An 11,711-nucleotide genomic window follows, 5' to 3' on the forward strand; every position below is an offset into this window, starting at 1 on the left:
GGCTGGGCTACAACTGCCGTGTTCCACTCTGCCCGGCATCATAACCATGAAAAAGGAGTTTCAGCATGTCGATACGCTTTCTGGCCTGGCCCCTGGCGCTGTTTTTCGCCCTGCTGCTGGGCGGCTGCGGCGGCAAGGACGTCCCGCAGGCGGCGCTGGAGGCGGCCGTTCAGCAGTTGCAGGACAACATCGAGGCCAAGAGCACCGCTGCAGTGCTGGAGCAGTTGCATGGCGACTTCCTCGCCCGCCAGGAGCTGGACCGTGAATGGGCCAAGCGCACCATGACCCTGCTGTTCCTGCGCCACAAGAACATCAAGGTCATCGCACTGGGCAAGAACAGCTGGATCGATGCTGCGATCAGCAGCAAGGGCTATACCGAAGCTCAGGTAGGCCTGAGTGGCGCCGAGGGGTTGATCCCCGACAGCGCGCGGCACTATTCGGTGAAGCTGGAATGGTGGCTCGACGGCAGCGAATGGAAGCTGGCGCGCCTGGACTGGGAGTGAAAGCGTAGCCCGGCCCCCGCCTACGTAGGAGCCGGCTTGCCGGCGATCCCTCGATGTTCGCCAGCCGATCTGATCGCGAGCAAGCTCGCTCCTACAGGGGAGCGGGCCTAACGCACCCCGTTACTTAGCCGAGGCAAACCAGCTATGGGTGTATCAATCGGCCTGACGCCAGATCAGGTCCGAGGTGACGTAACCCTGCTCACGCGCGACGCTGAGCAATTTATCGCGGGTTTCCTGATCCACCTCAGGGGTGCGCGCGAGCAGCCACAGGTACTTGTGCTCCGGGTGACCGACCAGCGCCACGCGATAGTCCTCGTCGTGGTAGATCACCCAATAGTCGCCCTTGATCGGCAGCAGCTTGCTGGCCCAGTTATCGAAGCGTACCCACAGCTTGTCGGTGCGCCCCTCGACCTGAGACTCGGCGACGCCCTTGGCCTCGATCCACTCACCGTCCTTGTCACGGCAGCGGTTGGTCACGTCGATGCGCCCATCGTCACGCAGACCGTAATGCGCTTCGGACTGCACGCAGTTGCGCTGGAAGAACATCGGCAGGCGCGCCAGCTCGTACCAGGTGCCCTGGTAGCGCTGCAGGTCGACCTGCATGGTCTGCGGTGGCGGTTTGGGGATGCTGCCGGTACCGGAATTGGCGCAGCCGGCCAGGGCGAGAATGGCGCTGGCGATTAGGATCGAACGCATGGAAGCTCCTGTTTACTTGAGTCCCTTGCCGGAGAACAGCATGACCTTGTCCCCGGCGTACTGGACACTGATATAGGCCTTGTCGTCGCCCCAAGTGCAACTGGTCATTCCCAGTGCGCCGGCACACTCACCGGGCGCGCCGAGCAGGCTTTCCACTTCCTGCTTGCTCATACCGGCCTTGAGCTTGGAGTAGTTTTCCTGATTGACCTTGCTGCAGGCAGCGAGCAGGCAACAGGCGAGCAACGCGACGATACGCATCGACATGGATGAAGCTCCTGATGGGAAGGTGCCAGCAAGCTTGGCATAGCCGGCGACGACTTGCCCGCTTGGAGTTCAGAAACGCGAGCCGGGTTCCCGCAGGAAGGCTTGCTCTTCGTCAGTGGAGGCGCGACCGAGAATCGCATTGCGATGAGGAAAGCGACCGAAACGGACAATCACCCGCTGATGACGCTCGGCAAAATCGAGGAAATCGGCGAACAATGGCCGCTCATCGACAGCGGCTTCGTTCAGCAGATCAGCAAACAGCTCGACCGCGCGGTCCTGCAAGGGCAGATCTTCGGCGTGCTCGAAGATCAGATAGGCAAACACCCGCTGGATCGGCGTCAGCCTACGATCCCAGCCACGCTCAAGCCCTTCCTGCAGCAATGGGCGAGCCCGGCTGTCGCCGGCAAAGGCCCGAGGCGTATCGCGAAAGATCATGCGCGGCAGCTGATCGAGCAGGATCAGCTGTGCCAGCCAAGCCTCCGGGTCATCCAGCCAATCCTTGAGATCGCCAGCCAGCGCCCGCTCGACCAGGGCGCCGAACCGCGCCTCTGCCTCACGGTCCTGGCTGTCGCGCTTGCCGAACCACAACCCCTGGCGCGCTGCGGCGACTTCGGTAGCGCTGCCTTCGGCACCGAACCACCAGTCGAGCAGCGGTTGCCAGGCGCTCATCAGTTGCGGTGGTAGGCGGTGATACGCAGCACTTCTTCCTTGGAGCCGAGGAACACCGGCACGCGCTGGTGCAGGGAAGTGGGCTGGATATCGAGGATGCGCTGGCTGCCGTCAGTGGCAGCGCCACCGGCCTGCTCGATGATCATCGCCATCGGGTTGGCCTCGTACATCAGACGCAGCTTGCCCGGCATCGACGGATCACGTCCATCGCGCGGGTACATGAACACCCCGCCACGGGTGAGGATACGGTGCACGTCAGCCACCATCGAGGCGATCCAGCGCATGTTGTAGTTACGCCCCAGCGGCCCGGTCTCACCGGCCAGCAGCTCGGAGACGTAGCGCTGCACCGGCGCATCCCAGTGGCGCTGGTTGGACATGTTGATGGCGAATTCCTTGGTCGACTCCGGCACCTTGATGCTGTCGTGGGTGAGCACGAAGCTGCCGAGTTCACGATCCAGGGTGAAGCCCTTCACGCCATCGCCCAGGGTCAGCATCAGCATGGTCTGCGGGCCGTAGATGGCGTAGCCGGCAGCGACCTGCTGGGTGCCCGGCTGGAGGAAGGCGTCCTCGCCCAGGTCGCCGGTTTCACCGTTGCGCTCGGGGCAGCGCAGCACCGAGAAGATGGTGCCGACCGAGACGTTGACGTCGATATTGCTGGAGCCGTCCAGCGGGTCGAACACCAGCAGGTAGGCACCTTTGGGGTACTTGCCGGGGATCTGGTAGGCGTTGTCCATTTCCTCGGAGGCCATGCCGGCCAGGTGGCCGCCCCACTCGTTGGCTTCGAGGAGGATTTCGTTGGAGATCACGTCGAGCTTCTTCTGCACTTCGCCCTGCACGTTTTCGCTGTCCAGGCTGCCCAGCACGCCGCCGAGGGCGCCCTTGGACACCTGATGGCTGATCGCCTTGCAGGCCCGCGCCACGACTTCGATAAGGAAACGCAGGTCGGCCGGGGTGTTGTGGCTGCGAGTCTGCTCGATCAGGTAGCGGCTCAGGGTGACGCGGGACATGGACGGCTCCGGAAAGGGGAAAAATCGCGCGCAGTTTAACCCGAGTCGCCGCGCAATGCTGCCTGCCGGGATGGATGGCTGAGATCGGCGCCTGCCAGCAGCCAGCAAACACGATTGCGCCCGTCGCGTTTGGCCTGGTACAGCGCAGCGTCGGCAGCCTGCAGCAGCTCGTCGAGTGCCTGCCCCTGCTCAGGCCAATGGGCCAGGCCGGCAGACAGGGTCACGCGCTGGTCGCCGCCACGGGTGGCGACATCGCGAGTCGCCAGTTGCGCGCAGATGCTCTGCAGGCGCTCGCTGGCCTCGCGCGGATCGGCGCCCGGCAATATCAGCAGAAACTCTTCGCCGCCGATACGAAACACCGCATCGGTGCTGCGCAGGTTGTCCAGCAGGTGCTGCGCGACGGCCTTGAGTACGTCGTCGCCGACCAGGTGGCCGCATTCGTCGTTGAGGCACTTGAAGTGATCGAGATCGATCAGGGCCATCGCCAGTGGCAGGTTCTCGCGCTATGCCCTGGCCAGCTCGCGCTCGAAGAACTCATCCAGATAACGACGCTTGTACAACCCGGTCAGCGGATCACACAGGGCCTGTTCGCGCAGTTGTTCATGCAGGCTGGAGATGGTGCGCAGGCGCTCCTCGCTCAGCGCCAGTGCTTCAGCCAGCTTGAGTTCACTGAGGTGGCGCTGAGGAAGGTCATTTCCAGCGCTGCAGTAACCATCCAGCAGAGGCTGGCCAGATGCAGCAGGATGAAACTCTCACGTCCGGGAAAGTCGCGCTGGCGGGTCACCCAGTGCGCCAGCAGGATCCCCCCCCAGACACACCAGCAGCGTCACCATTACCGGTGCCGAGAAACTCCAGCCCGAAGCCATGCAGGCCTGCATCAGCGACGCCGCCGTATTCCCGGCGAGGCAGCACTTGAATCACGTACACACGCGACACAAGACGACTGGACGATGACGCGAATCGAAATACACAAGGGCCTTCCTGACCTTCAATGCTGGAGTGGCGCGGGGTGCCTAGATACGGCAAAAGCCCTGCCGCAGCTGGGCTTTATTGGTCCATACCTCTCAGACGTCCGGCGGGCGGCGCAGCACACTGGCGGCCATCGCGGCCAGCAACACAACGCCCACTAACAGTACAACCCAGAGTCCCCAGCGCTGCCAGTCCTGGCCGGAGCCGGCTTGTGGCTCGAGCGCAGAGGCAAACGCCTCGGTCAACTCGGCACGGCCAAGACTGACAAGTCGCTCCGCCTGATAACCGGGGATCAGGGTGTGCAGTGGCAAGGCTGCCGACTGCGCGCTCGAGCTACCCAACGCCAGCCGATAAGGCGGCTCGCCACGGGCGAGAAACACCAGTTGCGTGGCACGCAGCGCGACCTGCAAGCGTGGCGTATCCACACCCAAGCCGCCGCCCCGGGCATCCACCTGCACACGCAGTTGTTGCAGCGGCCAACCGGGCAGGGCCAATGCATCGTTGACAACTTCGCGCCCGGATTCGGGCAAGCGATAGAGCACCCCGCTGACCAGAGGACGCCAGGTGCCCTGATCGCTGCTACGCGCCTCGATACGCAGTGGCGCCAGGGTATTGCTCTGCTCCAGCGCGATACGCAGCCGTTCCAGAGGCAGGGCCAGCGGTAACTGCCACTGGTACAGCCCCTCAGCGCTGGTCTGCGCCGACATGGGCTCGGACCATACCAGCGGCGCAGCCTGATGAGCCTGCCGTTGACTGCGCAGGGTAACGGCCTGCAGTTGCGGGGCCTGGGCAGGATTGCGCCACAGCAGACGCAGATAACGGGCACGCTGCCCAGGCAGTTCGACCTGACGCTGATCGATACGCTCATCGGCGAAGCTCAGACGCGCCACCTGCCCGTCTCCCCAACTACGCCAGTGCTGCAGATCGTCACTGGCCTCGATGCTGAAACGCTGAAATCCTTCCTCTGCCCCGCTCCAGTCCAGATTCAGACGCACCAGCGGCGCATCGATGGCGCTGGCATCGAGCAACCAGCCGCGCAGTTGCTGCTCGCTTTTGGCCGGTGCATCGCCGCGAAGTTCGATCAGCGTGCCCGTGGTGCTGCGCTCGACGCGCAGCGCGGGTATTTCCTGAGCATCGGCGCGGCTTCGCAACGGAAACCAGCGTACGCCATGCTCCTGTTCCTGCTGCACGGTTTCGCTACGCCCCGGAATCAACGCGTAGGCCTGCATCTGATCATTGCTGTCGAATACGCGTAGATCGCGCAAATCGCCATGCTCGGCGGCGAGGTGAGCGGCGAAGGGCAGCTCCAGGCGATACCAGGGTCCTTCACCAGCGAGTTGCAGCGCTGCGCCATGCCGATAGTCCTGAGGTGTCTCGCTGGCCTGGCTGAGCGCACTCAACGATAACCCCAGGAGCAGGCCCCAACGGATGAGTTTCATACGACAGACTCCTGTTCGTTAGCGGCCGACTTTTCGGCCTTGCGCGGCGGCAGCGGGGCGAAATAGCCCACCACCAGCAACAGCACACCGACCCCGATGAACGAGACGATGCGCTCCAGGCCACCACGGTTGCCCAGCTCGACGAAGAACAACTTGGCTACCACCAGGGCGATCAGCGCAGCACCTAACAGCCACAGCTCGCGGCGTACGCGTAGATGCCCAAAGAGCATCAGCGCCAGGGCGATCAGGGTCCAGACGATGGACAGCCCGGCCTGCACCAGCATCGAATCGAACAACGCTGACGTCTGCCAGGGCACACCACCCCAGTGGTGCGCGGTACGCATCACCGTCACCGTCAGCAGGGCAAACAGCGAAACACCTGCGACGCCCTGCACCACCGGCAGCACTCGCACCGGTGCCAGGCCGAAACGCGGCAGCGCATCACGTGCCCAGACAAACAGCGCGCCCAGACACAGCAGCAAACCCAACTCCAGTGGATTGAACAGCGGCAGATAAGGCAGCGGATCGCTATCACCGGCGCTATTGGCATTGGCCAGCCAGAACCAGGCGAGCATCAATGCTGCCAGCAGCGCCGCCGCCCAAAGCCGGTACTCACGGTCGAAACTGGCCACCGGCCAGGGCAGGCGACGCGACTGGGCCATGGCCCACAGATAGGCAGTAGGTATCAACGCCCAGCCCAACCAGCGCCAGGCGTTGTAGTGCTCGGACAGACTCAGCAGCAGATAACGCAGCTCCAACGCCAGCACGCCAAGCAACAACCAGCAACCGAGTACATGAGCGACGCTGGCGGCGGTGTTCGGTAGCAGCGCGCTCAAACGCCTCAGCATCAACAGATGCGCGGCGAGCACAGCGATCCAACCCAGCCAGCCATAGTTCGCCGCCGGGTGATACAGCGGATGCCAGGCATAGGCCAGAATCAGGCCTGCCACCGGTGCCAGCAGGCTGCATAGCACCGCCAACTCGCGCCAGCGGGTGCGTAACGCCAGCAGCATCCAGAGCAGCGCCGACAGCGCAGCCAGTACCAGCAACATGCTGGCCTGCATGTCGTCGCTCACGAAGCGCAGCACCTCACTGGCCAAAGCCAGGGCCCACCAGGCCGCCCCCCAGGCCAGCAACAGCTGGCCCAGGCGCTGCAGGCTGAGGCCATCGATGCCCGTATTACGGCCGCTACGCGCCAGCCCCTGCAGGCGCCAGGCGCCAATCTGCGCGGCCAGGCCGAGCACAGCGGGCGTCCAGAAGCCGGTGTGCGCCAGCGGCGACAAGCCCTCGCCACTGATACCCGACAGCAGCAACGGCCCAGCGGCAAGGAAGGCCAGGCCAGCGAAGACCTGCAGCGCCAAGCTGAACAGGAACGCCGCGCGCTGCTGCAGATACAGCGCCAGCCACAGAATCAGCAGGCCCGTGCCGCCCCACACAGCGGCAGCCGCCACCCAGGGCAGGACGAACAGCACCGCCAGGTTGATAAATACCAGGCCCACCAGCATCACCATCGACAAGGCGCCGAGAAGCCGGCGGTTCTCGCGAATCTGCGGATCGCGCGCCGCCAGTAGCATGCCGGCGATCAGCCCCAGTCCCACCATCGACGCAGCCAGCAGGCCGAACCAACCAGCACTGAAGCCGCCATGGCCAAACAGCGAATCCAGCGCCATCTGCCCGAGGAACAGCAGCCCGCCGAGCAACTGCACGGTGAATGCGCTGTAGACGAAGCTCGGCGCGGCGATGCGCAGGCCGACGAACAGCGTCGCCAGGCCGGCCAGCGCCCAGGCGATGGCGGTACCGGGGGCCTCGAACAGCAGCGGTGCGATCAGGTAGAGAAACGCCAGCCCGGCCAGGCCCAACCAGGGCAGCAGTCGGAGTTCCCAGGCGTTGGCCGCGCCAGGCATCGAGCGCGACTGCCAATAGCTGAACAGCAGCGCCGCACCGAGCATAAGCGCACCCAGCGGCGAGCCGTCGAGCAGGCTGTCGTAGCCGAAATCCAGCCCACTGACGAAGGCCAGCGCCGCGCCCACCTGCAGCAACAGGGCGAAGGCACGCGCTAGTGGCCGTCCCTGACGCAGACCAAGCCAATAAATGCCGGCGCCTTCCACGGCCCAGGCGGCCGCCGTCCAGCGCGCATCCAGGCCAAGCGGTATGGCCAGGCTGGCGAATACCACGCCGAGCGCCAGGCAGGTTTCCACCAGCAGCAACGCGCGTTCGCCGGCACGCGCCTTGAGCACGCGCGCCAACAGTAAATAGAACAGCCCCATGCCGAGCGCGCTGAAGGCAGCGGCGAACTCGATATGCCGCACCAGCGCCACCTGCAGGCCGAACCCCACCAGCGGCGGACCAAACAGCGTGGTGGCATCGACGTAATCGCCACGCCGTAGCGACCAGCGCAGCAATTCATCACGTGCCTCGGGCGCATCCGCCGCGTCACGCAGGGTGCAGCGGGCGAACAGCAAACCGATGGCCACGTACATCAGGAAGAACAGCAGCAGGAACGGTTCGGTGCTCCACAACAGGTCGGGCGTGTAGGAACGCAGGCCCCAGGCGAAACCGATACCGAAGGTGCCGACGAAGCCGATCAGGTTGAGCAGACGCCAAGCCTTGAACCAGGCGATGGCAAAGATGCCGGCGTTGAGCAGAGCGAAATAGGAGAACAGCGCAACATGATTGCCGCTGCCGGTGGACGTGAGAATCGGCGCGGCGAAGCCACCCAGCGCCGCTGCAGCGGCCAGGCCGAGGGCATTCTGCTGCACGGCGAGAATTGCCGAGAACAGCGTCACTGCCACCAGCAGGCCGAGGGCCATGCCGGGGTCGAGCAATGGATGCAGGCGCATGGCGGCGAACACCGTCAGGTACAGCACGGCGATGCCGGTGCCTTGCAGCACCAGGGCGTAGTTGCGATTGCGTCGGCGCAACCACCAGCCCAGGCCAAGCAACGCCAGGGCGCTGGCCGCAACACCCATGTAACGCAACTCTACCGGTACCTCGACACCTTCGGTGGCGTAGCGCAGGAGGAAGGCCAGGCCGAGAAACAGCAGTACCACGCCGACTCGCAGCACGGTGTTGCCGCCGAACAGCCAAGCCTTGGCCGCGGCGATGCCACGCTCGATCAGGTTCGGTTCTCGTGGCGCTTGCTCGCGCCAGGGGCTTTGCTGCGCTGCCGGTCGAGGCTCGTGGACGACCTGAGCAGCCAGCGGCACAGGCTCATCGACAGGAGGCGTTTCGATTTCTGGCAATGGGTCCAGCGTCCAGTCCAACTCCGGTTCCGGCTGCGGCTCTTCGGCAAAGAGCGGCTCCGGCAGTGGTTCGGGCGCAGCACTGGCAACAGGTTCAGTAGGCACGGGTATCGGGGCAGGCTCCGGCTCACTGCGCTCGCCCTGCTCCACCTTGAGCAGACGTTCGTGCATGGCACGGGTGCCGCGCTCGAAGCGCTCGGCAAAATCCTTGAGCTGCGCAGCCAGTTGCGCGTTACGCGTCTCCAGCCCCTGCAGGCGCAACGCCTGGCCCAGGCTGAGGCCGATCAGACCGCCAAGCAGCGCGCCCGTGACCGATTCGCTGGCGCCCACGCCAAGCACCAAACCGACCAGCATGAAAATCCATTGCATGCGTTATGTCCCAACCCAGAGAAAGAGATCGTCCCGCGCCCACACTGCCGCCCGCGACAGGGCAGCAGTATAGGAGTCGCACCAGGCAACACCCAGAGAGACGATTGCCAAGCCGTTCACAGGCACAACGCAAAGCACCCAACCGCCAGCCGGTGCTTCACAAATGCGGCGCGCCCGCTATCATCGCCGCCCCGTGACCGTATGGCGGACTTGGGAGCGCAGCGAACAGTCCGCCACACAAGACAGGCCTACCCGAGCATCATGATAAAGCCCCGCCTGATAGCCGCTGCAGAAATCGACCGCCTGGAAACCTGGGCCAAATACACGGCAGACATGTGCCATAGCTGCATGTCCACCTGCTGCACCATGCCGGTTGAGGTGCGCCTGAACGATCTGATCCGCCTGGAGCTGGTGGACGAGTTCGAGCGCAGCGAGCCACCGAAGAACATCGCCAAGCGCCTGCAGAAGGACGGCATCGTCGAGCGCTTCAACCAGAAGTCCGGCATCTTCACCCTGATCCGCATGTCCAATAACGACTGCCTGTTCCTCGATCGCAAGACGCGGCTGTGCACCGTCTACGACAAGCGCCCGGACACCTGTCGTCATCACCCCAAGGTCGGTCCACGACCGGGGTATTGCGCGTACAAACCGAAATGACCCCCGGCTCGTGACGTATCCGTTCACGACCTCCATTTGACGCTTTCGGCAAACCCCCAGTCGTTTTTGCACCGGGTCGCCCTGCCCCCCAGGGATAAGCTCTCCCCAAAGCGCCGACAACCGACTCGGCGCATCTGTTTAGGGGACAAGCCTGATGAGCCCAGCCGAATTGCACGCCGACAGCATCGTCATCGACGGTCTGATCATCGCCAAGTGGAACCGCGAACTGTTCGAAGACATGCGCAAGGGCGGCCTGACCGCGGCCAACTGCACCGTGTCGGTGTGGGAAGGGTTCCAGGCCACGGTGAACAACATCGTCGCCAGCAATAACCTGATCCGCGAGAACAGCGACCTGGTCATCCCGGTGCGCACCACCACCGACATCCGCAAGGCCAAGGAACAAGGCAAGACCGGCATTCTCTACGGCTTCCAGAATGCCCACGCGTTCGAGGATCAGATCGGCTACGTCGAAGTGTTCAAGCAGCTCGGCGTGGGCATCGTGCAGATGTGCTACAACACCCAGAACCTGGTCGGCACCGGCTGCTACGAGCGCGACGGCGGGCTTTCCGGCTTCGGCCGCGAGATCGTCGCCGAGATGAACCGCGTTGGCATCATGTGCGACCTGTCCCACGTCGGCTCCAAGACCAGCGAGGAAGTCATCCTCGAATCGAAGAAGCCGGTGTGCTATTCCCACTGCCTGCCGTCCGGCCTGAAAGAACACCCGCGCAACAAGTCCGATGAAGAGCTGAAGTTCATCGCCGACCACGGCGGCTTCGTTGGCGTGACCATGTTCGCGCCGTTCCTGGCCAAGGGCATCGACTCGACCATCGATGACTACGCCGAGGCCATCGAATACGTGATGAACCTGGTCGGCGAAGACGCCATCGGCATCGGCACCGACTTCACCCAGGGCCACGGCCAGGACTTCTTCGAGTACCTGACCCACGACAAGGGCTACGCCCGGCGCCTGACCAACTTCGGCAAGATCGTCAACCCGCTGGGCATCCGCACCGTCGGCGAGTTCCCCAACCTGACCGAAACCCTGCTCAAGCGCGGCATGCCCGAGCGCGTGGTGCGCAAGGTGATGGGCGAGAACTGGGTAAGGGTACTGAAAGACGTCTGGGGCGAGTAAGCCTTTCCAACCACGCCCTCTCCCCCGGCCCCTCTCCCATAAATGGGAGAGGGGAGCAAAGCGGCCGGCATGCACTTGAAGCTGTGCATGCACGGACAGCCCCCTCTCCCGCTTGCGGGAGAGGGTTGGGGAGAGGGCAAAAACCAACGAATTCTGGAGTTTGAATACATGGCCACCCACGCCCCCGAAATGCCCATCGCCGTCGACGACGAAACCGGCGTCTGGACCACCGACGCCCTGCCGATGCTCTACGTGCCGCGGCATTTCTTCGTCAACAACCACATGGGCATCGAGGAAGTGCTCGGCGCCGACAAGTACGCCGAGATCCTCTACAAGGCCGGCTACAAGTCCGCCTGGCACTGGTGCGAGAAGGAGGCCGAGTGCCACGGCCTTGAAGGCGCCGCTGTGTTCGAGCACTACATGAAGCGTCTGTCGCAGCGCGGCTGGGGCCTGTTCGAAACGCAGAAGCTCGACCTGGAAACCGGCTACGCCGAGGTCAAGCTCAAGCATTCGGCCTTCGTCTACGTGTACGGCAAGGTGAACCGCAAGGTCGACTACATGTTCACCGGCTGGTTCTCCGGCGCCATCGACCAGATCCTCGCCGCCAAGGGCAGCCCGATCCGCACCGTTACCGTGCAGGAATACAGCGGTGCCGAGGACGGCCACGACGACGGCCTGTTCGTCACCCGGCCACTCTGAGTCACCCATAAGAAATGCGTGGGAGAGCCGCTAGAGCGCCTCCCACACCGCTAGAGCGCTTACCG

The 11,711-nt window shown here is 64.1% G+C and carries 11 protein-coding genes and 1 pseudogene; 4 read left to right on the top strand and 8 right to left on the bottom strand.

What is annotated here, in order from left to right:
- Positions 1-65 precede the first annotated feature (65 nt).
- Positions 66-503: a hypothetical protein gene (locus DBO86_RS16450; protein ID WP_003458963.1), complete on the top strand. Its 438-nt coding sequence runs from the start codon at positions 66-68 to the stop codon at positions 501-503.
- Positions 504-656: 153 nt separating this feature from the next.
- Here DBO86_RS16450 and DBO86_RS16455 read toward each other — a convergent pair whose 3' ends face one another.
- From DBO86_RS16455 to DBO86_RS16485, 8 genes and pseudogenes are all read right to left on the bottom strand, one after another.
- Entirely contained in the window at positions 657-1,199 is a 543-nt protein-coding gene (locus DBO86_RS16455; RefSeq protein ID WP_003458961.1) for a lipocalin family protein, read from the bottom strand.
- Between the two features lie 12 nt (positions 1,200-1,211).
- Positions 1,212-1,463 (bottom strand): outer membrane protein assembly factor BamE domain-containing protein, encoded by a 252-nt coding sequence (gene bamE, locus DBO86_RS16460; protein ID WP_024306606.1) that lies wholly within the window; start codon positions 1,461-1,463, stop codon positions 1,212-1,214.
- 69 nt (positions 1,464-1,532) lie between these two features.
- Positions 1,533-2,132, bottom strand: a complete 600-nt coding sequence (locus tag DBO86_RS16465; protein ID WP_108234245.1) for a DUF924 family protein — start codon at positions 2,130-2,132, stop codon at positions 1,533-1,535.
- The gene (locus tag DBO86_RS16470) at positions 2,132-3,139 is read right to left on the bottom strand and encodes a class 1 fructose-bisphosphatase (RefSeq protein WP_108234246.1); all 1,008 of its coding nucleotides are present in this window, start codon (positions 3,137-3,139) and stop codon (positions 2,132-2,134) included. The genes DBO86_RS16465 and DBO86_RS16470 overlap by 1 nt, the downstream gene beginning before the upstream one ends.
- A 35-nt stretch (positions 3,140-3,174) precedes the next feature.
- Positions 3,175-3,831 (bottom strand): annotated as a pseudogene (locus tag DBO86_RS16475) (GGDEF domain-containing protein); the annotation flags it as partial.
- Positions 3,777-3,923, bottom strand: coding sequence for a hypothetical protein (locus DBO86_RS26280; RefSeq protein WP_170962164.1), 147 nt, complete (start codon positions 3,921-3,923; stop codon positions 3,777-3,779). The gene DBO86_RS26280 and the pseudogene DBO86_RS16475, both read right to left, overlap by 55 nt.
- Before the next feature lie 280 nt (positions 3,924-4,203).
- Entirely contained in the window at positions 4,204-5,547 is a 1,344-nt protein-coding gene (locus DBO86_RS16480; protein WP_108234247.1) for a DUF3999 domain-containing protein, read from the bottom strand.
- The gene (locus DBO86_RS16485) at positions 5,544-9,158 is read right to left on the bottom strand and encodes a DUF2339 domain-containing protein (RefSeq protein WP_108234248.1); all 3,615 of its coding nucleotides are present in this window, start codon (positions 9,156-9,158) and stop codon (positions 5,544-5,546) included. Before DBO86_RS16485 ends, DBO86_RS16480 begins: the two co-directional genes overlap by 4 nt.
- A gap of 261 nt (positions 9,159-9,419) precedes the next feature.
- Here DBO86_RS16485 and DBO86_RS16490 point away from each other — a divergent pair, with 261 nt between their 5' ends.
- From DBO86_RS16490 to DBO86_RS16500, 3 genes are all read left to right on the top strand, one after another.
- Entirely contained in the window at positions 9,420-9,815 is a 396-nt protein-coding gene (locus DBO86_RS16490) for a YkgJ family cysteine cluster protein (RefSeq protein ID WP_021487773.1), read from the top strand.
- Between the two features lie 154 nt (positions 9,816-9,969).
- Positions 9,970-10,947 carry a dipeptidase gene (locus DBO86_RS16495; RefSeq protein WP_003458935.1) on the top strand — a complete coding sequence of 326 codons (978 nt, stop codon included), beginning with the start codon at positions 9,970-9,972 and terminating at the stop codon, positions 10,945-10,947.
- 168 nt (positions 10,948-11,115) lie between these two features.
- Positions 11,116-11,646, top strand: a complete 531-nt coding sequence (locus DBO86_RS16500; RefSeq protein WP_108234249.1) for a DUF5943 domain-containing protein — start codon at positions 11,116-11,118, stop codon at positions 11,644-11,646.
- Positions 11,647-11,711: the final 65 nt, after the last annotated feature.

The sequence above is a fragment of the Ectopseudomonas oleovorans genome, from assembly GCF_003052605.1.
GTDB classification, from domain to species: Bacteria; Pseudomonadota; Gammaproteobacteria; order Pseudomonadales; family Pseudomonadaceae; genus Aquipseudomonas; species Aquipseudomonas oleovorans_A.